29 protein-coding genes are annotated in these 21,309 nt (G+C 72.8%); 13 read left to right on the forward strand and 16 right to left on the reverse strand.

Features of this window, described 5'->3' with window-relative positions; genetic code table 11:
* Positions 1-51: 51 nt before the first annotated feature.
* From ACH4SE_RS35655 to ACH4SE_RS35705, 11 genes are all read right to left on the reverse strand, one after another.
* Positions 52-510: a hypothetical protein gene (locus tag ACH4SE_RS35655; protein WP_398547729.1), complete on the reverse strand. Its 459-nt coding sequence runs from the start codon at positions 508-510 to the stop codon at positions 52-54.
* Positions 507-1,640 (reverse strand): hypothetical protein, encoded by a 1,134-nt coding sequence (locus tag ACH4SE_RS35660; RefSeq protein ID WP_398547730.1) that lies wholly within the window; start codon positions 1,638-1,640, stop codon positions 507-509. The genes ACH4SE_RS35655 and ACH4SE_RS35660 overlap by 4 nt, the downstream gene beginning before the upstream one ends.
* Positions 1,637-2,734 carry a hypothetical protein gene (locus ACH4SE_RS35665; protein WP_398547731.1) on the reverse strand — a complete coding sequence of 366 codons (1,098 nt, stop codon included), beginning with the start codon at positions 2,732-2,734 and terminating at the stop codon, positions 1,637-1,639. Before ACH4SE_RS35665 ends, ACH4SE_RS35660 begins: the two co-directional genes overlap by 4 nt.
* Complete coding sequence (locus ACH4SE_RS35670; RefSeq protein WP_398547732.1) at positions 2,731-3,111, reverse strand: hypothetical protein; 381 nt, start codon at positions 3,109-3,111, stop codon at positions 2,731-2,733. Before ACH4SE_RS35670 ends, ACH4SE_RS35665 begins: the two co-directional genes overlap by 4 nt.
* Positions 3,108-4,490, reverse strand: coding sequence for a hypothetical protein (locus ACH4SE_RS35675; protein ID WP_398547733.1), 1,383 nt, complete (start codon positions 4,488-4,490; stop codon positions 3,108-3,110). Before ACH4SE_RS35675 ends, ACH4SE_RS35670 begins: the two co-directional genes overlap by 4 nt.
* A 5-nt stretch (positions 4,491-4,495) precedes the next feature.
* Positions 4,496-5,071, reverse strand: coding sequence for a hypothetical protein (locus tag ACH4SE_RS35680; protein WP_398547734.1), 576 nt, complete (start codon positions 5,069-5,071; stop codon positions 4,496-4,498).
* Between the two features lie 83 nt (positions 5,072-5,154).
* Entirely contained in the window at positions 5,155-5,853 is a 699-nt protein-coding gene (locus ACH4SE_RS35685) for a hypothetical protein (RefSeq protein WP_398547735.1), read from the reverse strand.
* Entirely contained in the window at positions 5,844-5,990 is a 147-nt protein-coding gene (locus tag ACH4SE_RS35690; RefSeq protein WP_398547736.1) for a hypothetical protein, read from the reverse strand. The genes ACH4SE_RS35685 and ACH4SE_RS35690 overlap by 10 nt, the downstream gene beginning before the upstream one ends.
* A 77-nt stretch (positions 5,991-6,067) precedes the next feature.
* A complete protein-coding gene (locus ACH4SE_RS35695) occupies positions 6,068-6,682 on the reverse strand; it encodes a hypothetical protein (protein ID WP_398547737.1) in 615 nt (204 codons plus the stop codon).
* Between the two features lie 85 nt (positions 6,683-6,767).
* Positions 6,768-7,112 carry a hypothetical protein gene (locus ACH4SE_RS35700; protein WP_398547738.1) on the reverse strand — a complete coding sequence of 115 codons (345 nt, stop codon included), beginning with the start codon at positions 7,110-7,112 and terminating at the stop codon, positions 6,768-6,770.
* The gene (locus ACH4SE_RS35705) at positions 7,109-7,423 is read right to left on the reverse strand and encodes a hypothetical protein (protein ID WP_398547739.1); all 315 of its coding nucleotides are present in this window, start codon (positions 7,421-7,423) and stop codon (positions 7,109-7,111) included. Before ACH4SE_RS35705 ends, ACH4SE_RS35700 begins: the two co-directional genes overlap by 4 nt.
* A 224-nt stretch (positions 7,424-7,647) precedes the next feature.
* Here ACH4SE_RS35705 and ACH4SE_RS35710 point away from each other — a divergent pair, with 224 nt between their 5' ends.
* The 12 genes from ACH4SE_RS35710 to ACH4SE_RS35765 all read left to right on the forward strand — a co-directional run bounded on the left by ACH4SE_RS35710 (position 7,648) and on the right by ACH4SE_RS35765 (position 14,474).
* Positions 7,648-8,337: a hypothetical protein gene (locus tag ACH4SE_RS35710; RefSeq protein ID WP_398547740.1), complete on the forward strand. Its 690-nt coding sequence runs from the start codon at positions 7,648-7,650 to the stop codon at positions 8,335-8,337.
* A 300-nt stretch (positions 8,338-8,637) separates the two neighbouring features.
* On the forward strand, positions 8,638-8,829 hold the full coding sequence (locus tag ACH4SE_RS35715) for a hypothetical protein (protein WP_398547741.1): 192 nt from the start codon (positions 8,638-8,640) through the stop codon (positions 8,827-8,829).
* Positions 8,830-8,992: 163 nt separating this feature from the next.
* On the forward strand, positions 8,993-9,115 hold the full coding sequence (locus ACH4SE_RS35720; protein ID WP_398547742.1) for a hypothetical protein: 123 nt from the start codon (positions 8,993-8,995) through the stop codon (positions 9,113-9,115).
* A complete protein-coding gene (locus ACH4SE_RS35725) occupies positions 9,112-9,732 on the forward strand; it encodes a DUF1643 domain-containing protein (protein WP_398547743.1) in 621 nt (206 codons plus the stop codon). The genes ACH4SE_RS35720 and ACH4SE_RS35725 overlap by 4 nt, the downstream gene beginning before the upstream one ends.
* Complete coding sequence (locus ACH4SE_RS35730) at positions 9,729-10,382, forward strand: hypothetical protein (RefSeq protein WP_398547744.1); 654 nt, start codon at positions 9,729-9,731, stop codon at positions 10,380-10,382. The genes ACH4SE_RS35725 and ACH4SE_RS35730 overlap by 4 nt, the downstream gene beginning before the upstream one ends.
* Positions 10,382-10,756: a hypothetical protein gene (locus tag ACH4SE_RS35735; RefSeq protein ID WP_398547745.1), complete on the forward strand. Its 375-nt coding sequence runs from the start codon at positions 10,382-10,384 to the stop codon at positions 10,754-10,756. The genes ACH4SE_RS35730 and ACH4SE_RS35735 overlap by 1 nt, the downstream gene beginning before the upstream one ends.
* A complete protein-coding gene (locus ACH4SE_RS35740) occupies positions 10,746-11,195 on the forward strand; it encodes a hypothetical protein (protein ID WP_398547746.1) in 450 nt (149 codons plus the stop codon). Before ACH4SE_RS35735 ends, ACH4SE_RS35740 begins: the two co-directional genes overlap by 11 nt.
* A 2-nt stretch (positions 11,196-11,197) precedes the next feature.
* A complete protein-coding gene (locus tag ACH4SE_RS35745; RefSeq protein ID WP_398547747.1) occupies positions 11,198-12,379 on the forward strand; it encodes an AAA family ATPase in 1,182 nt (393 codons plus the stop codon).
* A gap of 42 nt (positions 12,380-12,421) precedes the next feature.
* Complete coding sequence (locus tag ACH4SE_RS35750) at positions 12,422-13,024, forward strand: DUF4326 domain-containing protein (RefSeq protein WP_398547748.1); 603 nt, start codon at positions 12,422-12,424, stop codon at positions 13,022-13,024.
* The gene (locus ACH4SE_RS35755; protein ID WP_398547749.1) at positions 13,021-13,809 is read left to right on the forward strand and encodes a hypothetical protein; all 789 of its coding nucleotides are present in this window, start codon (positions 13,021-13,023) and stop codon (positions 13,807-13,809) included. Before ACH4SE_RS35750 ends, ACH4SE_RS35755 begins: the two co-directional genes overlap by 4 nt.
* 45 nt (positions 13,810-13,854) lie before the next feature.
* Positions 13,855-14,028 (forward strand): hypothetical protein, encoded by a 174-nt coding sequence (locus ACH4SE_RS35760; protein WP_398547750.1) that lies wholly within the window; start codon positions 13,855-13,857, stop codon positions 14,026-14,028.
* A complete protein-coding gene (locus ACH4SE_RS35765) occupies positions 14,022-14,474 on the forward strand; it encodes a protein kilB (protein ID WP_398547751.1) in 453 nt (150 codons plus the stop codon). The genes ACH4SE_RS35760 and ACH4SE_RS35765 overlap by 7 nt, the downstream gene beginning before the upstream one ends.
* A 132-nt stretch (positions 14,475-14,606) precedes the next feature.
* On the opposite strand, the gene ACH4SE_RS35770 is transcribed toward ACH4SE_RS35765, so the two are convergent.
* On the reverse strand, positions 14,607-15,449 hold the full coding sequence (locus tag ACH4SE_RS35770) for a hypothetical protein (RefSeq protein ID WP_398547752.1): 843 nt from the start codon (positions 15,447-15,449) through the stop codon (positions 14,607-14,609).
* A 165-nt stretch (positions 15,450-15,614) separates the two neighbouring features.
* On the opposite strand from ACH4SE_RS35770, the gene ACH4SE_RS35775 reads away from it, so the two are divergent.
* The gene (locus ACH4SE_RS35775) at positions 15,615-15,851 is read left to right on the forward strand and encodes a hypothetical protein (RefSeq protein WP_398547753.1); all 237 of its coding nucleotides are present in this window, start codon (positions 15,615-15,617) and stop codon (positions 15,849-15,851) included.
* A gap of 34 nt (positions 15,852-15,885) precedes the next feature.
* On the opposite strand, the gene ACH4SE_RS35780 is transcribed toward ACH4SE_RS35775, so the two are convergent.
* From ACH4SE_RS35780 to ACH4SE_RS35795, 4 genes are read right to left on the reverse strand one after another with little or no spacing between them, the layout of a single operon-like run.
* Complete coding sequence (locus tag ACH4SE_RS35780; RefSeq protein ID WP_398547754.1) at positions 15,886-16,482, reverse strand: DUF4913 domain-containing protein; 597 nt, start codon at positions 16,480-16,482, stop codon at positions 15,886-15,888.
* Positions 16,472-18,217, reverse strand: coding sequence for a TraM recognition domain-containing protein (locus tag ACH4SE_RS35785; protein WP_398547755.1), 1,746 nt, complete (start codon positions 18,215-18,217; stop codon positions 16,472-16,474). The genes ACH4SE_RS35780 and ACH4SE_RS35785 overlap by 11 nt, the downstream gene beginning before the upstream one ends.
* Positions 18,217-19,815: an ATP-binding protein gene (locus ACH4SE_RS35790; protein WP_398547756.1), complete on the reverse strand. Its 1,599-nt coding sequence runs from the start codon at positions 19,813-19,815 to the stop codon at positions 18,217-18,219. Before ACH4SE_RS35790 ends, ACH4SE_RS35785 begins: the two co-directional genes overlap by 1 nt.
* Positions 19,816-19,817: 2 nt before the next feature.
* Positions 19,818-21,269 (reverse strand): SCO6880 family protein, encoded by a 1,452-nt coding sequence (locus tag ACH4SE_RS35795; protein WP_398547757.1) that lies wholly within the window; start codon positions 21,267-21,269, stop codon positions 19,818-19,820.
* Positions 21,270-21,309 lie beyond the last annotated feature (40 nt).

The raw sequence follows: 21,309 nt of genomic DNA on the forward strand, positions 1-21,309 counted from the left end.
CAACAGGCGCCCGAAGCCAGGAGAGGTGGCTTCGGGCGCCTCATCGTGTTGTCAGGCGGGGATGCAGCCGACGCTAATGTGCCAGTACGGGCCGCCGTGCGGTCCGAGGTGACGGCCGAGGGTCGCAAGGTCGGTGTCGGGCAGACCGGGAGCCACGATCAGGGAGAGGCTTCCGCCGCCGTAGCGGGCCAGGGCCGCCCACTGGTGGATGCGGGGGTCCGAGGGGATGACGATGCGGGCCGCGCTCTGCTCGCACAGCAGCTGGATCGTCACCCGCCCGTCGTGCTCCAGCGTCCACCGGGCCTGCGAGTCCGCGGCCCGTGCGGTCTCCTCCCGGGGGACGAGTCGGTAGCGGGTGACGAAGTCGTGCACCACGTCGTCAGGCACTCCCTCGTCCACCACCAGGACCAGGGCGACGATGACGCCCTGGTCCGTCTGCATGCCGGTGGGAACTGCCAGGGCGGGCGGGGTGCCCTCGTACAGCGTCCCGCCCAACGCACTTCCGCTCACAGGCCGATCCCATCGGTCGCGGCGTCCTCGAACGCCTCGCCTTCGTCTACGTACTCCCAGAAGACCGCGCTGGTCTTGGACCAGCCGCCCTGGCTGCGGAGCTTCTCCGGCCGCTTGCCGTTCTTGCGGCCGGTGGTGACCAGCCCGCGCCGGGCGGAGTGCCCGGTGATCCGGCGCCCGGTCAGCCCGGCGTACTGGGCGCAGCGGGCGAGCGCGCGGCCGACGCCGTCGGGCGACAGCCGTTCGGTGCCCAGGTGGCCCCACTGGTCGACCGGCAGGAACGCCGGGCCGTCGGGGTCGGCGCCGGCGGCGAGCTTGGCCTCGTGCCAGGCCAGCCAGCAGCGCACCGGGCAGCTCGCGCGGTGCTCGCCGTAGGTCACCGGCGCGTCCCGTCCCGGGCGGCCCTTCACCGAGGGGACGTGCACCATCAGGCCCTCGTCCACGACTCGGATGAACGGGTCGTCCATCTCGGACATCTCTTCGTTGCGCCCGGCCACAGCGAATTTCAGCGCGTTGAGCGCTTGGTCCCGCAGCCGGGCCAGCTCCGAGATCCGGTGGACGCGTCGTCGGGCACCCGCCTCGGGCGCGCGCTCCAGCGGGGCGGTGCCCATCGTCCGCAGGTCGGCCGGGGTGATGGCGGCTGCCTGGCCTCGGCCGCGCGCCTGCCGCTTCTTGTCCAGGCGGAGCGGCTTGAGCGCGCGGCGTGCGGCCTCCGTCGCCTCCTTCGGCACGATGTAACCGCGCTGCCGCGCTTCCGAGGTGACGCCGGTGATCCGCCGCTCGATGCTGTTCGGCGCGGCCACCTTGACCTCGTCCAGCCACGTCACGAACGCGACCATCGTGCCGACCCGGACCTCGTTGAGCGGCAGCGGTGTGCCGGTCCGCTGCTCCAGCCACTCGTGGAACTCGGCCCACAGAGCCCAGTCCCGGGCGTAGCCGTCCTTGGTCTTCTTCGGCCGGATGCGGTTCAGGTGCTCCTTGGCGTCCGCGTCCAGGGCGGCGAGGACGGCGTCCACCGGGTCAGGCACGGTGACCGCGCCGACGCCGGGGGTGTCGTCGGCGTCCACCAGCTCGGCGTCGACCACCTCCACCGGCTCCAGTGCGGTCCCGTACTCCTCGGCGGTCGTCATTCCGCCGCCTCCACCTCACCGGCGAGTTTGCGGACCCGGGTAGCGGCCTGGGTGATCCGCTCGGCCTCGACCTCCAGCGCGGCCAGCCCTGCCGATCCGGTCTCCACGTAGCCCGCCGCGACCTCGCCCACCAGGTGGGCGACCTCGTCCAGCACCTCGGCGGTGTCGGTGAGGCCCGGGCGCAGCTGGCCGCGCTCCAGGTAGTGGGCGGCGCGAGGGAGTTCGCCGTAGGCGGGAAGGTCGTCGCGGGTGGCAACGGCGGCCTGCTCCTCCTCGTCGGCGGGGAAGGGCACGTACACCTGGGTGAGCAGCAGCCCAGTCTGCTTGCTCTCGGCCGGGGTGCCCAGCCCGGCGACCGTGCCCACCAGACTTGGGTGCACGGTGTGCACCTGGTTCGGCTCGTCCGGCAGGGCACGGTGGTGGTCGTCCAGGGACAGCGACATGTCGTCGGGGAGCTGCTCCAGCAGGGCGCGCATCGCGCCTACGGTCTCGACCATCGGCGCCGCGGCGACCGCCGCCCGCAGCCGGGCCGTCTTCTGCTGCGCGAGGGTGTCCCGGGCCTCGACGGCGACGCGGCCGTAGGCGAAGGCGACGTGACGCATCACCGCGTCGTGCTCCTCCCGGTCCAGGCCGATCCGGTTGTCCGGGTTCTGCGCGAGCAGCTGGTAGTAGAGGGTGCACTGCCCCTCGGCCCAGACACGCAGGTCGTCGGCTGCGGCGAGTTCGGTGGTGTCGAGCGCCGCCGCCACCTGGTCCCACTTCGCCCCAAGCTGCAACGCCTCCCATACGATGCTGCACCGCTCGTTGCGAACGGTCCGGCGGATCGCCTCGCCCAGTGCGAGCTGCGTCAGCGCGTCGTCGGCGGTGCCTCGGTCGACCTGGTGCGGGAAGTCGGCGGGGAGCCGGTTGTTCAGCAGTCGCTGACCGGCCTCGGATCGCTTGGCCACCAGGGCGGACAGCGTCGTGGCGGCCGGAACGTCGTCGGGCCGGTGGATCTGCGCGGCCGTGAACGCCGCGTCCGGGTCGGTCATGTCGATCTCCTCAGTGGTGGGTGCGGTGTCCGCCTGGTGCGCCTGCTCGTCCGGCCCGCTCACGCCTGCCCCTCGAACTCGTCAGGGACGGTGTAGCCGTGCTCGCGCAGCCACAGGTGGGCGGCGCTCTGCTCCTCCATCAGCCGCTCGTAGGCGCGGTCGCCGTCGGGGCTCATGTCCTTGAACGCGATGCGGCCGATGCGGGTGGCCGCCCAGTGGCACAGCTCCCACTCCGGCTGGCCGGTCGGCGAGTTGTAGGCGGCCGGGTGCATCGAGCCGTCCGCGGCGAAGGCATCCCGCTCGGCCTCCCGCTGGGCGACCTTGGCCTCGGCGGCTGCGAGCACGGACCGGGCCTCCTCGACCTCCTTCTCCGCCGCGGCGACCCGGTCCTCGAAGTACGTGGTGACGACGGCGGTGCCGTCGATCTGGTTGGTGTTCACTGCGGCTGGTTCTCCTTGGCCTGGTCGGTCGGGGCGGGGATGTCGGTGGTCAGTCGGTTCGGGTGCAGGCGCCGTACGAGGCTGCCGCCCGCGAGCTGGCCGGTGAGCCACTGCGCAAGCTCGGCGCAGGGTGTCCCCGGCGCGGGGGTCTGCGGCGGCCTAGCGAAGCCGCGACGCTTCTTCGGTGCCGGGCCGCGCCGCTTGCGGGGTGTGCCGACCGCCGCGGCGTACAGGCGCCCGGCGTCGTCATCGAGCCCGTGGACGCCGGTCTGCGCCGGCGGGACGAGACGGGGCTCCGTCCACTCGTCCGGGTCGTCCCCGGCGGGCAGCACGGTCAGCGGGTCGTCGCCGGTGACCGCAGCGTTGAAGCCGTGCAGCGCGGCGGCGGCCCACGCGCGGGCAGCGTCGGTGAGCAGCTGCTCCAGGCGTTCGGTGTCGTCGGCGGCCTGCTCGGCGCGCTGCCGCGCGGTGTCCTGCCACAGCTGGGCGCGCTCGGCGAGCAGCCGGGCGACTTCGGCGGGCAGATCCCGCTCGTACTGCTCGCGCTGCCCGGCGGCAATCCCAGTGGGGGGCTTCGGGTCGGCCTCGGCTGCCGCAGCCTGGTACTGGTCGCGGGCCTCCTTCCAGGCCCGCCCCAGCGCCCGGTGGGTGCGGGCCAGCCGCGCGAGCCGGTTGTCGGCCTCGGTCGGCCAGGGCTCGGCGCGGGCGCCGTCAGGGTGGGGCGCGGTCACGTTCGGGTGCGCCGCGGCGTGGGCGGTGTAGTGCTCGCGGTAGAAGTCCCGGCCCCGGTCGGTAATGCGGTAGCCGCCGCCGTCGGAGGCGACGAACTCCGCCAGCGGCGGTACGTGCTTGGCGATGAGCACCTTCTCGACGGTCACGGAGTATCCCCATTTCAGGATCTCGCCGCGGGTGTCGGCCTTCCACAGCAGCGCCAGCACCTGCCAGGACCGCTCGCCGAGCGCGGCCTTGCGCGGCCCGCCAGGGGTGTTGGCCGTTCCGACCCGGGCCGCCGCCCGTCCGGCCCGGGTCAGCCGCACCTGGTGCATGACCCCGAAGGCGGTCCCGCGCATGGCGCGCTCCAGCAGCCCGCGGGCGGCCAGGGCGGCGATGGTCGAGCCGTTGCCCTGGTTGTCCCAGCCCTTGCCCGCCAACCGGGCCTGCATCGTGGTCAAGCCGAACAGTCGCCGGTCGGAGGGCTCGTGCGCGAAGTCGATCGTCCGCCACTCCGAGGCGGGACGGTTGTCGTACTCACCGCGGGCGGCGCCCTGCCGGCGGCCCTGTTCGGTCTCCTGGTCCAGGGCGAAGATGACGGCCAGGGTTCCCTGCTGGCGGTCGTTCAGCTCGCGCCAGGCCTCCAGCGCCTTGCTCGTCCTGGCCATCGCCATCAGCCCGCCCCGCCGGTCGCGCCGGAGCCGGGCGCAGCGGCTTCCTCGGTAGCGGCGTCGACCTGGGCCTTCACCCACTTCGCTGCGGCGGCCACGGTCGGGAACCTCTGGTCGCCGCTGTCCTTCGCCCAGGCCACGTACGGGGCCGTGTGACCGGGCAGCGGGGCGCTGACCGTGGGCAGCGCGCTCGCGCTCCACACGAGCCGGTGGCGCTTCGTGTGCTCCTCGGCGATGGCGCCGACGATGTCCTTCTCCGTCAGCTCCGCGACCTTCTCCAGCGTGCACAGGTAGGCGCTGGGCTCGGGGTTGAGGCGTTCCAGCAGCGGCGGGCCGGGGTAGAGCCACAGCCCGCCGGCGCGCTTGGGGGGCTGCCCGTAGCCGATCGACGCCGTGGTGGTCCCCGCCCAGCTGTGCTCCTCGCCCGTGATCAGCTGCACCACGTGGCAGGAGTGGCACACGATCCGCACGGTGAGCCGGTCATACCGGTCGTGGTGGTTGCAGTCCTCGTTCGGGCAGCTGTGCCCGCCCTCGTCGAAGCGGCCCCAGCGCTGGTCGTACTCGGTCCTGGTGGTCACCTCCCACGACGGGCGAGCGCAATCGGACCGATGGGAGAGGGGCTGTTGCCACCCCAGGTAGGCGGCAATCGCGTAGGGGGTGGTCATGCTCCGGCACCGCCGTCCAGGTCGGTGAGCCGGTGCGCGACCGGCGCCGTGCGGTCGGCCTTGGCCGGGTACGGGGTGCGACTCTGCCTGAGCAGCCGACTGATCTCGGCCTTCGCCTCGTCCGGCGTCAGGCCGGGCAGCACGGTGTTCGCGCGCACGCCGGCGGCGAGCGCGGCCAGTTCGTCTTCAAAGAGCACGACCGTGTCGGCCTGGCCGCCGGTGCGCTGCCGCTGGGAGGTCAGCAGGGCGGCGAGCATGTCCGCACCGGCCAGGATCGTGCTGGGGACGGGCTGCGCCAGCTCGGCCGGGTGGCGAAAGAGCTGCACGTCGTGGCCCGGGAACTGACCGGCGGCCCACACGCGGGCAGCTTCGGCCTCGATCTCCGCATCCGCGTCGCGCCGGTAGCGCTCGGCGACGGCGGCGCAGGCCTCGGAGTCGCACAGCACGCGCGCCACCGCCTCGGCCGACCCGTCGGGGCGCCGGGTGACCTCGACGTCGGGCTCGGCCAGCTCGGCGGCAACGCACTCGGAGACCATGGTCAGGCCCTTGCTGGCGTTGGCCTCCAGCGCCGCGAGGTGCTCGGCGGTCAGCGGCACGGAGAACATGTCGGCGTCCCAGCCCGCGCGGTGCAGGTGGACGGTGTAGAAGCGGCCCGGGTGACCCGGGTCCAGGACGAGCGGGACGCTCAGCGGCATGACGGTGCGGGCCTCTCGTGGGTCGGGGCGGCCCCGCTCGCGGTGCGGGCGAGCCGGGCCAGGTGGTCGAAGTCGTCGGCGGTCAGAGGGCCGCCGTCCGGGCGGGCGTAGGAGACGATGCGGCGGCTGGTCCGCACCGGGAACAGCGCAAGCTGCCCGTCGCCTACGGGAGTTGCCTCACCCTGCGGGGCGTCCGCGCCCCTGGCCTCGGCCGTCACCGGTTCTGCTCCGAGCCGGAGGGGACGGCGCTGAGCCGGGGCGGCTGGTCCCCGGCGGGGGCCTGCATGGCGGCGAGCAGGGCGCGCGCCATGTCGTGCTCGCTGGTGATCGGCCAGTCGTGGTACGGACTCTTCTTGGTGCCGGCCGCGAGCAGCTGCTCGATCAGCGGCTCGTCCTCGGGCGCGCTCGGCCGCTCGGGGTAGGAGGTCGTCCGCGCCAGGGTCTCGACGTGGCTGAGCAGCGCGTAATACTCCTCGCTCTCGGGCTCCGCGGTGCCCAGTCGCAGGCGCGGCAGTCCCGTGGCCCGGCGGTCGGCCGCGCCAGCGGTGACCGCCGGGGCGAGCGTGCCCTCGCGCCGAGAGGCGATGGCGCGCGCCGCCCATGCCCGCTCCGAGTTCGAGCGGAAGGGGGCGAGCTTGCGGTCGCGCATCTCGGCGTAGCGGTGCCCGGCCAGCGCAGCGTCCAGGTGCGCGCGCATCTCCTCGTACGTAGGGCCGTCCGTCCAACCCATGTGCCAACGCGACCCGTTGTCGTAGACCAGTTCCACCGTGGTCCCGGTGACCTCGGTCAGGTGCTGGGCCAGCTGCTGGGCCTGCCTGCTGCGACTCATCGCAAGTCCCTCCTCGTGGGGCTCTGGGTGCGACCGTATGGCCGGGTGCGGACACTGGCGGCGTCCACACCCGGGCCGCGATCGGCTACGCCGCGTCGGCGTCGTCGGGCTGAGGGTGGTCGAACGCCCGCGCCTGGTCGTCCGGGTGGAGCGTCCGGTAGCAGGAGACGCACAGCTGGCCGTCGGCGAAGCGGTACGTGATCTGGTGGCGGGCGCCGCGGCTGGGGCTGTACGGGAACGTCGGCTTTCCGCACCGGGTGACCGTGGGCGTGCCCAGCAGCGCGGCCAGCGCCCGCCCGCTGCCGTCCATGATGATCTCCTCACGGGGCGGGTCCTCGTCCTCGGGCGGCTGCACGAACAGGTGCACCGTGCCGGTGGCCGTCGCCTCGATGAACAGGATCTCGGACCCCGGTGCGAGCCGGGCGGTCACCGCGAAATCTCCGCCACCGCGCTGCCGGCGTCGGCGCCCGGCTCGGCGGCCTCGTCCAGGAACGTCAGGGTGCCGATCTCCTCCGGGCCGCGCAGCAGCACGCCGTGGACCGTGCGTCCGGCCGGGGTGGTCAGCGGGACGTCGGAGGCGATGTGCACCGCCTCCGGGGTGGACGGCTCGACCTCGACCAGCGCGCCGTCGGCGTCGCGGGCGTAGCGGCCTCCGCGTCCGTGGACGTTGTCGACGGTGCCGGTGTAGTCCTGCCCGAGCACCGTGCCGGAGACCCGGTCGCCGATCTTCACGATTCGCATGCGCGTTCGCTTCCTCTTCCTCGGGACCGACGGTTCGTCATGTCCGTTTTATCGCCTCGGATATGACACGTTATCCGAGCCGATACCGGCGCCGCCACCACTTCACTCGAACGTGTCTAGATTTCTGGCCCGATTCTTCGGGGACTAGACGAACGGGGGTCCGGAGAGGCAGACTGCCCCATGTAGAACCCGAAGAACCGGGCAAGTATCTGTCGGAAGGCCCCATGAAGATCACCATTGAAGGCGCGGACGAGAACTTCGCCAGAGAACTGCTCGCGCTCGCTGCGCAGCAGGGTGCGGACTTGACCATCACCACCGTGGAGACCGGATGGACCGTCGACCGGGCCGAACGCTACCTGCGTTCGCTGCCCGGCGGCGCCCGCCGCTTCGCCGAGGTCGTCTTCGTGGACTGCGACGGCTACGCCGACGCCGACCACCTGCGCCGCGTCGTCGGCAAGCTCAACGGCCCGACCGTCGCGTTGTCCCGCGCGATCCCGCGCGGGGTGCGCGAGGGCTGGTGGCCCGAGGGCACCCCGGCGCCCATTGAGAAGGTGGACGACCCCGACCACCCGTCGTGGCAGAAGGCCGAGGCCTACACGATGAACGCCGCGAACGTGGGCGTCTTCCGCGAGGCCCTGGCCCGGATCGTCACCACCAAGCAGGCCGCCGAAGCCGCTGGGCTCGTCTCCGGCGGCCCGGGCAAGACCAGCACTGCCGTGACCATCGCCGCCGCGGGCTACAACCCCGTGGACCTCGACGGCGGTTCGCGTCCGACCGGTGACGACCCGTACGAGGACGAGGACGACGGCGTGATGCAGTGCCACGTCTGCCTCCAGCCGTACGAGGCGGACGAGCTGGGTAACGCCTCCCACCTCGACACGGCCCGCGACGCCGACCACGCCCCGCGGAGCTGACCGATGACTACCCCGACCCCGCGCAACGCCAAGGAGGTGGTCCGAGAAAGACAGCAGCCGTGAGCACCCGCTACGCGGATGCATAAGTGAAGAAGCGAGAGGACCGGGGTTGCAGCCCCGGCCCCCTCCGCCCGGAGGCGATGACACGCCCGCCGGGCCAGGAAACCCCTGGATGAGAGGGATATCCCATGGCTCAGTTTGCCATCAGCAGCATCAGCGTGGTGGCCGTGCGCCGCACGCTCACCACCACCGGCCGCCCGTCGGCCACGATCGGCGCCGGCGGCGGTTCGGGGGTGCGCCGTGGCTAGGCACACCTGCACCTCCGACCCCCGCACCGTCGCCTCCTACCCGGCGGGCGACCCCCGGGCCACGATCCACGCCGAGCGCGACGCCAGCGACCAGCGGGCGTCCGGGCACCCCGAGGCGCACACCCACTACAACACCACCCACGACACGTTCACCGTCATCGTCTCGGGCGGTGGTGCCCAGTGATCCGCTCCGACGACAAGCCCCAGCTCCCGCAGCGGCCGACGCCGCACGAGCGCGACGGCCGCACCGGTGGCGACTCCGGCGGCCGTCCCCACCCCCGCCACACCGACCTGTCCACCACGGCCGCCTTTGGAGGTGCGTCCCGTTGAGGAGGCGCTCCCCCGCTGTGGCGCCCCTTCTCGCGGGCGTCCCCGCCGCAGTCTTCGGACTGCTGGCGGGGGCGCCCGCCCTCGCCGCGCCCCACCGCCCCGTCGTCAACGGCAGGGCCGTGACGGAGGTGACCCGGTGACCGCGGCACTTCCCCGGCAGGTCGTGGAGTGGGCCAGGGGTCGCGCTCTGAGCGTCCAGCACAGCCCGGCGGACACCCTGTCCGGCGAGCCGTCCGGATCGGCGGTATTCGGCGCCGGGGCTGTGCACCGGTACGCGCTCACCCGCACCTGGGACGACGGCCCGCACGCCGTGTTCGTCCTCCTCAACCCCTCCACGGCTTCCGCCCACAGCGATGACCCGACCCTGCGCCGGGTACGGGCGTTCGCCAGGCGGGAGGGGTACGCCGGAATCGTGCTGGCGAACTGCTTCTCGCTGCGGGCGACGGACCCGCGCTCGCTGCGGACCAGGACCCCGGCCGCGCTCGCCGAAGCGGTAGGCGAGCACACCGACGCCCTGCTGGCGCTCCTCGCCGAGCAGGCGGCCGACATCATCGTCGGGTGGGGGGTATGGGGTGCGACGCTGCACAGGGCTCCGGCCGTTGAGGCGATCCTGACCCGGCACGGCGCGCGCCTGTGGGCGCTGGGCACCACTCGTGCCGGCCAGCCCATGCACCCGCTGTTCCTGCCCGCCCGAGCCCCGCTGGTGCCGTACCAGCCCGAAGTCGACCAGCCCACTACGAGGAAGGAAACGACGTGACAGAACCACCGCCCGACCCCTTCGGCGACGACCGGCCGACCCGGCTGACCGACGCGGAGATCACCGCGCTCCGGCTGCGCGCCCGCAGCGAGGCCGGGCCGTTCGTGGACCCCCACGTCGTCCGCGCCCGCCGCCAGTTCCACAACCGCGAGTGGGCGGCGGCTATCGTCGGCACGGCGGCCTTCTCCCTCGGGGACTGGCCGACGATGTACCTGCTGTTCATCGCCATGGAGGCCGAGCCGAACCCGCCGGTCACCCGCGCTCAGCGCGCCGAGCAGGCCGCCATCGAGGAGCAGGCCCGGAACACGGAGAAGGTGCGCGCCGTCATGGCGGAGCGCATCGCCGAGCACCGCCGCGCCGAGGCCGCAGCGTGGGTCGCCGCGCTGCGCACCTGCCTGGTCAAGGTCGTCGTCCGGGAGAACCGGTACGGCCTGATCCGCGGCGGTGTCCGCGAGCGCCTGCGGCACGTCGTGCCGCTCACCGAGGCCGTCTCCGGGCGGCGCCGGCGCCACCTGGCGGGCCGCGCGCTGTGTGAGACGCCCGGTCGGGCCAAGCCCCTCCAGCTGGTTGAGGAGCCGAGCGGCGAACCCGCGACGTGCAAGCGGTGCCTGGTCTACGTCTCCCAGATCCGTACGACGGCGGCAGCGTGATGACGCCGCCGCGGGACGACGCCGCGTGGCTGCGTGCCTGCTACTGGTCGCCGCTGAGCGGTATGCGCGACGTCGCCGCGAACCTGCTGATCGAGTGGGGGCACCGTCCCGAGGACCACCCGGCGCTTTTGCACGAGATGGAGGTCGAGCTGTCCGGCGCGCTGATCGAGACCGCGGCCGACGTGATGCGCGAGCACGGCTTGCCGGACCTTCGCGTAGAGCCGCAGGACACGCCGGAGCAGGTGTGGAAGTGCCCCGACTGCGACACCAACAACGGGCGGGCGGACGCCTGCTGTCTCGTCTGCGAGCGGCCCCGCCCGGTCTCCCGTGTCCGCATCAACCCCCCGAGTGAAGGGTTACGTCATGGAAGCTGAGCCCCGTCCGCCCGACCCGATGGCCGCCGCCGAGGCGCTGTGGCGCACGCTGCTGGAGCACCAGCCCGCGGTTGCCGCCGCGCTCGCCGTGCAGCTGCGCGACATGCCGGAGGACTGGCCGCTACGCGCCTTCGGCGTCGGCCGCCTGCACGCCGCGCTGGAGCTTCCCGCCGGCGCCGACCTGCCCATGGAGGTCGTGCCGTACGACGCGGCCGACTGGGAGAACTGCCCGGCGTGCGGCGAGGACGGCCACTGCCGCTTCCACGCGGGCTTTGTCGCGGGCTACGAGATCCTGAACCAGCCGCTGCGGGAGGCCTCCCGGCTCGACCCGGCGGTCACCGTGGTCACCGTCCTCAACCGGCTGGCCGACGCCGAAGAGGCCGCCGAGTCCGGCGAGCTGGCCGCCGCCGTGGAGCGCTTCACCCGAGGGGAGGACTGACGGTGGCGATCAGGACGCAGACCCTGCACATCGCCCTGTGCGACGTGTGCGGCGTGGAGTTCGACGCGGATGGCGAGAACTGGTGCTGGGACGACACCCCGGCCCTGGCGCTCGACCAGGTCGCCGGAAACCCGGACTGGACGCGCCTGCCGGACGACCGTGTCGTCTGCCCGCGTTCCGGCCGCGAGCACGACACGGCCCGCGGCGGCGACAGCCCCGTGCAGCTCCGCCCCGGCCGCGACGCCGACACTGTCACCTTCGGCCCCGCCTTCGCCCCTGGCACGCTCCTGGTGGCCGTCGGCCCGGCCGGGGCGGGCAAGTCCACCTTCGCCGAGTCCGCGGCGGTCGACGTGGTGGTCTGCCTCGACAGTCTGCGGCGTGAGATCGGTGGGGACGCGGGGGACCAGTCGGTGACCCCGGCGGCCGTCGCGCGGCAGACCGAGCTGCTGGAGCAGTACCTGCGGGTCGGCGCGACCGTGCTGGTGGACAGCACGAACGTGGAGCCCCGCGTGCGGGCCGGGCTGGTCGAGCTGGCCCGCCGCCACCGCCGCCCGATCGTCGCCCTGCGCATCGTCCCCGGCCTGGAGACCTGCCTCGCCCGCAATGCCGCGCGGCCGGCTAACCGGCGCGTGCCCGACGACACGCTGCGCTGGCAGCACGCCCTCGCGTGCGAGGCCACCGAACCGGCCCTGCTCGCCGAGGGCTTCACCGCCGTACACCAGGTCCACCCCACCCCGACAGGAGTCACCGTGTCCAACGACGTCATCTCCCCCGAGCGGATCGCGGATGCCGTCGCCGCGCTGCGCAAGGCGCAGCAGGGCGACCAGGAGGCACACCGGGACCTCGGCACCTACTTCCCGGAGTACGAGGGACTGGTGATGCAGACCGACCACACCCGCTACCTCGAACTCGCCGCCGCCGCCGGGATGGTGGCCACCCACCTCCTGCTCCTCCAGACCGGTGGGGAGTGGCTGGCCTCGGTGGACACCTACACCTCCGACTTCTCCCTGCCGCTGGCGTCCGTAGCCCTCGGGGACTACGCCGACAGGACCGAGGCGGTCCGCGAGACGGTGCGCGCCGCGACGGAACACGGCTGGACGCTCGCCCCCGAGCACGAGTGGGCCGACTTCGACTGCGGCGGCGGGGAGATCCACATCCCGATCCACGCGCGGCCGACGCGCTGACCTACCAAACCCGCCTCCGACCAGAGAAAGGAACTGGCACCGATGCCCAACGTCCGTATCAAGCGCGAGCGCACCAAGGGCTGGCGCAAGCCGCCCGGGTGCAAGATCGTGGACCGCACCTCCGACTTCGGCAACCCGTTCACCGTCGCGCAGCTCGTGGACATCGGCTACGCCGAGCCGCAGGCCCGCACGATGGTGATCACTGAGTTCCGCAGCTGGCTGCGCGGCAGCCGCGCCAACTGGGCGGCGGACGAGGCCGACCAGCGCCGGGAGAAGCTCCTGACCCGGATGCCGGAGCTGCACGGCATGGACCTGGCCTGCCCCTGCGAGGAAGACGAGGCCTGCCACGGCGACGTGCTGCTGGAGTGGGGCGCGCTGCCGCTGGTCGCCCTGGAGGTGCGCATCGCCTCCGCCCGCGCCCGCGTCGACCGCCAGCGGGCCTTCCAGGGCATGAAGCCGCTGCACGACGCCGCCGCGCTGACCGCGGTCCTCACCCGGGACGTCGGCCCCCGCCTCCTGGTCGACGTCGACCTCGGCGACGGCATCCCGCAGCGCTGGGACAGCGGCACCTGGAGCCAGTACCTCGCCTCCCAGCGGCGGGCCGAGGAGCAGGTGACCGCCCGCCTGGTCGAGGTCTTCGCGTGACCGCACCAGACGACTCCCCGCGCCTGGACCGGGCGCAGACGCACGCGGAGACCGTGCACCGCATCTACCGCGACCGGCGGGCCGCCCCGCCGGCGCGGGAACTGCTGCTCGCCGTGGCCTACGCCCTCTTCATCGCCCCCGGCGAGCCCGGGCGGGTGCTCAACACCGCCGCCCGGACACTGGGCCGCGACGGAGCGGGCCTCCCCCGCTTCGACGCCCTGGTCGCCGACGACGCACCGCGCTACGAGCCGCCCCGCGCGGCGGCCGACTGGGGACCAGGCGGGGCACCGGGCTGCGAGGCCCCGCGGCTGCGCCCGTACGTCTACCGTCCCCGGCAAGCCCCATCCCCCCTGGACGATGAGGCCGTGGTGCCGCTGCGGCCCCTGCCCGAACCGGTCGTGCACGTCGACCCGGGCTACGTCCCGCCGGTCGACCCCCGCAACGCACACGGCATCTGCGGGGCCGACTCCCACCACAAGGTGCTGGAGCTGGACCCGCGAACCGGCTGGGTGCTCCCGCACTGGTTCTGCAAGCGGCACGTCGACCACGCCAAGCGGGTCGCCGAACAGGTCCGCGAGCAGAACGCGGCGGCGCCCGACCCGATCCCCAACTGCGGCGGGCTGCTGCCCGCGTACTTCGCCGCCCCGTGGGAGGACGTCTACCGACACTACGCTCCGGCCACCTGGTCGCCGCCCTCCTACGGCCTGTGCGCCGATGACTGGCCCGACCCGGGCAACAACCCGGCACCGGTGCGCTCCGGCCGCCTGCGGCTCCTCGCCGACTGAGGCGAGCACCAACAACCCGCCCCACCGACCAGCAGAGAGGTACCCATGCCCCGCACCCCGGACCCCACCGACGCACCGCGCTCCCTCGTGCAGCAGCTGATCGACAGCCGGGCCGCGACCGGCCCCGGCCCAGTCCCCCCGCCTGGCGCCAGCAGCAGCTCCGCGAGCACGACGGGCCAGGACAACCGGCCGCCGACCGCCGAGGAAGACGCATGCTGACCACCCTGATCGCCGTCGTCGGCACGCTGCTCGGAGCGGTCGTAGCCGGAGGCCTCCAGCACCGAACGGCGCGCACCACCCGCGCCGAGACCCGGGACGACCACCGCCGCGACAGGGAGCTGGAGGCCGTCACCGCGTTCGCCTCCGCCGTCGCCGGCCATCGCCGCACCATGGCCGTACGCGAAGGGCTGCGGCTCGACGGCGCCGACGCGAACGCCATCGCGGCGGCCCGCGCGGAATCCCACACCACCCGCTCCGACCTGGAAGCACCGAGAGTGCTGGTGGCGATCCTGGTGCCCTCGCTCGCACCGGCCGCCGAAGAGGCGGCGCGCGCCGTGCTCGCTCTACGCGGCGCCGCCGACGGGGAAGCCCTCGACGCCCTGCGGCAGGACGCCATCGCCGCAGCAGACCGGTTCATCACCGCCGCTTCCCGGCACTTCGCCTGACCCCTCCCCCGCTGCGGCTGCCTGCACCTGGCGTGCCACAACGGGACGGCCGCACAACGACGCGGGCCTCGGCGCCCCCCTCTGCGAGGGGACCACCGAGGCCCGCGGTTTATCTGGCCAGATTGACCATCCTTACTCGGTCTGATCCGGAAGGAAGTTCCTGCCGCAGTCGCCGCACAGGATGTTGCGGCGCTCCAGGGTCTTCGGCGAGACACGGATGACCGCCGCCGGGATACATCCGCACACGGCCTTGACGTAGTTGCGGTCCTCCTTCTTCTCCCTGCCCGTGGGCTCCTCGCCCTCGTCAGTGCCCTCGACCTCGTCGCCGCCCGTCCCGTCGGCCTTGCCCCTGCCGCCCCCGCTGCCCCCGCGTGTGCGGGTGGCGAAGACATCGGGGGTGCGGGTGGCGTGCATCGCCTTGTCCAGGGCGGTGATCTGGTCGGCGTACGCCTCCGCGGCCTCCTCGTCCAGCTCCGTGCCGGCGAAGCCGTACTTCTTCCTCCACTTCGCGTCGACACCCTCCCGCTGGACGAGCCCCAGCTCGGCGGCCGTCTTGGCGAACGCCCTGTTGTGGTACTGGCTGGCCGAGCAGTCATCCACGCCCCGCGCCTCGTTGGCCGCGTGCGTGGCCTCGTGCAGCAGGTACCCGAAGACCTTCATTGCGCCGTCGGCGAGCGACTCGGCAGTGACGAAGACCTCGTGGTGGACTCCGTCGCCATCCCGCAGGCGCCACCGCCGGGGCGCGAAGTGCGCCAGCTCGACCATGCTCGCCCGGCCGCCGGTGGCCATGCTGACGACAGCTTCGGGGACGTCCGGGTGACGGCTCCGGACGGCATTCCAGGCGTCGACCAGGGCAGCGGTGACGCCCGCCGCGATGTCGGCAATGGTCACCTCGGCGGGCGGGTCGGGGACGACCTCCAGCGACGGCGGGGAGGCGGGCTCGGGGATGAGGGCTGCGGTGGCTTCGGTGGTCATGGGTCCATCCTAGCGGAAACTCACCTCTTAAGAGGTGAGTTTCTGGGGTGAGTTGGCGCCCGCCCGGTTCAACGCGGGTGCGGCTGCCGGGATCTGAGGGTGACCCCGGGCGGCGGCCGGGCGTGCCGGACCGCCGCCGGCCAGATGCGGCACGAGGATGAGCCGGTGACCTACCTCATGGACTGCGGGCACCCGGACAAGGGCGACTGCGACGCCTACTGCACTGCCGAGCGCGAGCAGGCGGCGCTGGAACCGTGGGCGGACCGCGACGACAGCACCTTGGCGTGCGGGCATCGCTGGACCGGCAGCGTGTGGAATCCGGTGTGCGAACAGGGCTGCCCACCACCACCCGAAGACCTGGATGACGGCCTGAGTTTGGCCCCGTCCTGGCCGGAAGCCTGACGCCAACGCCAGGGCTTCGCTCTCGCGTGGTCGCTCAGTCCTCGGCGTGCGTCCAGGCGCTGGGCACCACGCTGGGCAGGCGGTGGGCGAGAGCGTGCTCGCCTTTGACGCAGCCCGCGAACGGGCCGGTCGACCCGCGCAGCTCCCGCAGGGCGGGGTCCAGGTGGTCGCGGTGCCACACGCTCGGGCCGGTGTAGCCGCACGATGCCGGGTCGGTGCACTCCTGCCAGGCCAGCCACGCCGCGTGCAGGCGGGCGATGGCCACCGGGTGCTCGAACCACAGGTGGCACCAGCGAGCGTCGCTGCTCGGCTCGGCGAGGTAGCCGGGCACGAGTACGCCTTCGACCCATTCGACCAGGCCCCGCAGCTCTGCGTCGTACTCCGGAGGGTCGAGCAGCAGGATGAATGGCGGGTACTTCCACTCCTCTTCTTCCTCCGCCGCGGGGGCCTCCGTGCCGGCCGCCGCTTCGTCGTCGGCGGAGGCCTCGCCGGGCTCCTCTCCCCCGCTGCCGGTCCGGGCTTCGAGTTGGGCCGTCAGGCGGGCGACTGCGGCTTTGAGGTCCTCGACGTCTTCGAACAGCGTGACCGGGACGTCCAGCGCCGGATCTTCGCCGTCGTGCTCATCGGCCACTGCGCGTCGCCTTCCGCAGCTCGTATGCCCCCACGGCGCGCTTGGTGATGGCGGCTTCTTCCTCGCGCATCTGCGGGCCGATGTGCGCCAGCGCCTTCTCCGCGTACCAGGGCCGCAGGCCGATCTGCGCGACCGGCATACCGGTCGACATCAGCAGCGCGGTCCCCTTGCGCATGGCGCGGATCTCGGCGGGATCGAGCACCTGCTCGCGCTGCTCGCTCCAGCTGCGGCTGGTGCCGTCCTTGCTCTTGGAGTACGAGCCGCGTTCGACAAAGTGGGCGCCGGTCAGGCTGCTGATGTCCTGGGCAAACTTGGCGTCGTCGATCCCGACGCCGATGACCTTCTTCGTGGCGGCCGACCACATCGAGTCCATGCCGACCTCGCCCCACGCCCGTACGCCCTGGCGGTAGCTCTGGAGGATCACGAACGGCGTGATCCCCCGAGACCCGAGGTGCGAGTACAGGTCGGGGAGGTCGGCGATTTTGCAGATGTTGGCGGCCTCGTCCAGGACAGCGCGCATCGGCTCGGGCAGTCGCCCGCCGTGGCGCTCACCGGCCTCGGTGCCGGCGGTGAACACCGCGTCGGCGACCGCGGCCACGAGCGCGGAGGACGGGCCGCCCTTCTTGCTCAGCAGATACAGGGTGTCCTTGCTGGTGGCGAACGCCTCGGGGTCGAACCGCGGGCGGTCTTTGTCGGGGGTGACCCACGCGAGCGTCTTCTCGTCGCGGAGCGCGGACATGGCCGTACGGGCGTTCTGGTAAATGCCCGATTGCGTCTCTTCCGCGATGTTGATCGAAGAGTCGACCTGCTCGGCGAGCACCGGTTCGTGCTCGTAGAGGACCCTGAGCGGCGCCTTTTCCTTCGGATCGGACAGCCAACGCATGACCTCGCGGACGGTGGCGCCCTCCCACCATGCGGCCCGGAACAGGCCGGTGAGGAGGTCTCCGGCGGCCTGGCTCCAGAAGGGGTCGGCCTGCTCCGAGGTGATCTGGTTGACGAAGTGCGAGGCCAGGCGCTCGGCCCCCTCCAGCGTCTCGGCTTGGGCGACCAGGTCGATCCACACGTCCCGCTCGGCCTGGGCAACGCCCTGGGTGTCGAACAGGAAGGTCTGCCCGGCTCGTGCACGGGAGCCGCGGGTGGCGGCGTAGACGTCGGCCTTGTTGCTGGTCATCAGCAACGGTCCGGGCGCCTCCTCTGCCACGGGGATGGCGAGACTGGTCGACTTGCCGGCGCGGGGCGCCATGATGGCGACGTAGGTGTCCTCATCCGATCCGCGCAGCTCGACACCGGACGGCAGGTGGTCTCCGAGTAGCACGCCGCGGTCGCGCGGCCGGACCTTGGAGGGCTTGGTGCCCTTGAGGGACGAGCGGAGCCGGGTCGCGGTGCGGGCCGCGTTCTTCGGCGTCAGCTCGCGCACCTGGTGCAGCGTCGCCAAGCTGCTGGGGTTGCGGAACCACCTGAACGTCCAACGCAGGCCCCAGACGATGAACACGACGGCGGCCAGGTCGGCGAGGGTCGCCCCGGTGACGGACGCGGTCTGGGAGTGCGGCCACGCCGCGGACCAGTGGTGGGCCATTCGGTAGGCGTCGACCACTGACAGCGGGAAAGCCGCCGCCCGGTCGCCGGTGAGCTTCGCGCCGGCCGCGGCCCCGGCCCATGTCGAGACCCCCAGCGTCAAGACGCCGCCGATGGCGATCCCCCCGGCCGCCCACGCCCGGTCGTTGTCCGTCATCATCAGCTACCACCTCCTGCGGCGGTCGAAGTCGTGAGCCTGCGCCGGTTGGTGTCCGTGCGGTACAGCCGCTGCTCGGTCCCGGTCAGCTCCAGGGCCGCCGCGATCCCCGGCCTGGCCCCGACCTTCACCAGGTACTTGCCGCGGCCCGGGTGCCGGCCGCCCTCGTCCTCCAACGCCGCGCTCTCGCCGGCGTCGTCGTAGGTCGGCTCGATGTCGAGCCCGGTGCTCGTCGCCGACGACCACGAGCCGATCATCATGCGCTCCTGCTCGGTGAGGGACCGCTTGCCGGTGACCCGGCGCAACTCCTCCTCGGAGGACGCGCCGATCACCCACGTGTCGCACCGGTCCATCAGGCCCCGGGCCTTCGCCCGGTCCATCTCCGTCGGCAGCGCCTCGACGTCCAGCAGCGAGTGGGTGACGTAGATCGTCACATCGTTCGTGGTCCGGTTCAGGCGGCTGATGGCGTCCATCGCGTCCACCAGGCCCGGGCCGGACCGCAGTGCCCGCCACATCTCATCCATGGGCAGCACCAGCGAACGGTCCATCAGGCCGATGCTGCGGGCAGAGTCGATGGCGCTGTAGGTGTACGCCCACGTGGCGATCATGCCCGCGCTCACCACATCGTTTCCGCGGGCGCGCAGGGCGGAGATGTCCACCGACACCGCGGGCGCGGTGATGTTCAAGGGGGTCGTCGTCTGGCCGTCGAACAGGCCTTTCAGCGGGCCGCCGATCAGGTTGTCGAGTCCGGCGATGACCGACCGGGTCAGGTCCTGGTACCGGTCACCCTCCGCGGCCAGCTTGGTCCGCAGCTCCTCGGGAGCGGCCCGCAGCACCCGCACCACGTCCGAGACGATGGGGTCGCTACCGGACGGCTGAGCTGCGGAGGCGACCTGCACCGCGGTGTCCAGGGCGCTGCGCTCGATCTCGTCCGGCGCCCTGCCCAATCCGTGTTTGGTGGACAGTAGCGCGACCAAGGTCTCCAGCCGCCGGCCGTTGAGGATGTCCAGCAGGGCCTCGCGCCGCTCGGGTGCGAGCGTGTGCACACGGCCCTTGAGCGGGCCGGAGTCGAGCGGGTTGAGGCGGCCGATGCCGTCGCCGATCCGCACCACCGATCCGCCGAGTTCGCTGATCAGCGTGCTGTACTCCCCCTTGACGTCGCCAGGCACGCACACCATGTGCCCGTACGCGGAGTAGACCAAGCACATCCTCTTGACCAGCGCCGACTTGCCCGCGCCCGGCTGCGACATGACCCACACGCCCGGGTTCGTCGTCAGCTTGCCGGTCCACCCGGCCGGGTCGATGCACACCAGCTCGCCGGTCAGCACGTCCCGCCCGACCGGGACGCCGCGCGGCGGCAGCCCGCTGCCGAGGAGGAAGGGGTAGAGGCCTGCGGCCTGGCTGGTCGGGCCGGTGTAGACGGTGCCGGTGTCCTCCACGGCCGCCCGGCCGCCGAACCGACCACCCCACCCCAACCTGGGCGCGAAGCGGCCTTTCAGCTGCTTCGCGGCCTGCCGCTCCTCGCGGCTCGGAACTTGCTCGGCTGTCCTAACCACCCGCTTGGGCGTGGTCACCGGCACCGGCTTGGATCTGCGCGCCATCGTCAGCCCTTCACCAGCGGGTTGTAGCCGATCGGGAGTTGGGCGGCGAAGATCGCGGCCTGGGCACCGTACGCGGACCTCATCCGGATGCCGCGGGTGGCCTTCACCGCGCGGGCCAGCTCCTGGCGCGCGGCGGCCAGATCCTCGGCGGAACGGGCGGTGGTGGTCACCATCAGCGTCCAGTCGACCACCTGCGCGCCGCTGGCGACCTGGGCGGCGGCCTTCTCCGCGCGCTGCGCGTCGGCCCGCTGACTGTACTTCGCCCGGCCCTTGATCTCCGCGGTCGCCTGCGCGCGCTGGTGGGCCGCGCTGATCTCGCGCTCCAGCACCGCTTCGCCCTCCGCCGGGTCGAGCACCCGGTACATCAGGGTGATACGCCGCTGGTGCCGACCCGGGGCCAGCAGCGGCAGCAGCACGCTGTAGGGGATCGGGCGCCGCGGCATCTCGCGCAGCACCCAACTGACGGAAACCCCGCCGTCGTGCGCGTACTCCTCCCACCCGTCGTCGGCGGCCTGCGGCCCGCACTCCGCCCACGACAACTCCTCGAAGTCCGCGTCGCGGCTGTTGAAGGCGGCCGGGTCGTAGGCGGACCTGACGATCCGCCGCAGGTCGACGTCGGTTGCCCGGCGCTCGATATCCGTCCCCGTACCGGACAGGTCGATTCCGTCGACCACCCGCAGCGCCTCGGCCACCTGCTCGGCGAGGTCGACCGGAGGGGTGGCGCTCGCGCTGGGATCGACGGTCACGCTCATCCAGGGCGCGACGCTTGCGGTGGCGCGCGGCGTGGTGCGGACCAGCTCGTCAATGAGCTGCTGCGCCAGCTGCGGGGCGCCGGGGTCTCGGCGGGCCGCCACGTCATCCCCGAGCGCTTCGCCCGCCCCCGGGGTGATCTGGATGGTGACGCTCGCGCCCTTGACCTGCTCGTCCGTGCTCATCGCGTCCAGCACTGACGACCAGGTGCGCAGGGCGCCCTGCACCGCCCCGGTGGGCGCCATCAGGCTCCCGCCCGGCGCGAGGAGGGTGGTGATGGTCATGTGCCCGGTTGCCCGGTCGTGGACCACCCCGACGGCCCGGCCGCTGGTCGGGTCGTGCGCCCTGATCAGGGTGCACCTGGCGCCGACGCCCGGCAGGTCCAGCGCGTACGGGTGTGGCAGCAGCAGCCGCCGGTAGGAGGTGCCGTCGTAGCGGGCCGCCCGCCGCCAGGAGGCCTTGGCCCAGTAGTAGGACAGTGCGGACATGCCGTGCCGCCGGGCGGCGGCCAGCCCGAAGACGCCCGCCGTCACCGGCAGGGTCACCAGCATCGACAGCGGCGCCTGCGTAGCGATCAGGCCGTCGGCCGTCAGGACACCGGCCGCGATCATGGTGGCGGTCCGGGTCAGACCGCCGAAGCCGAAGCTCCGGCGGGCTCGGAAACCCTCGACCATCAGCGTGCCTGGCACTTCGTGCGCGCTCACTGCTGTCCACCTCCGCCGATCGCTCCGCTCGCGCCCTGGA

Origin of the sequence: Streptomyces sp. NPDC020983 (genome assembly GCF_044333485.1) — a bacterium.
Taxonomy (GTDB): domain Bacteria; phylum Actinomycetota; class Actinomycetes; order Streptomycetales; family Streptomycetaceae; genus Actinacidiphila.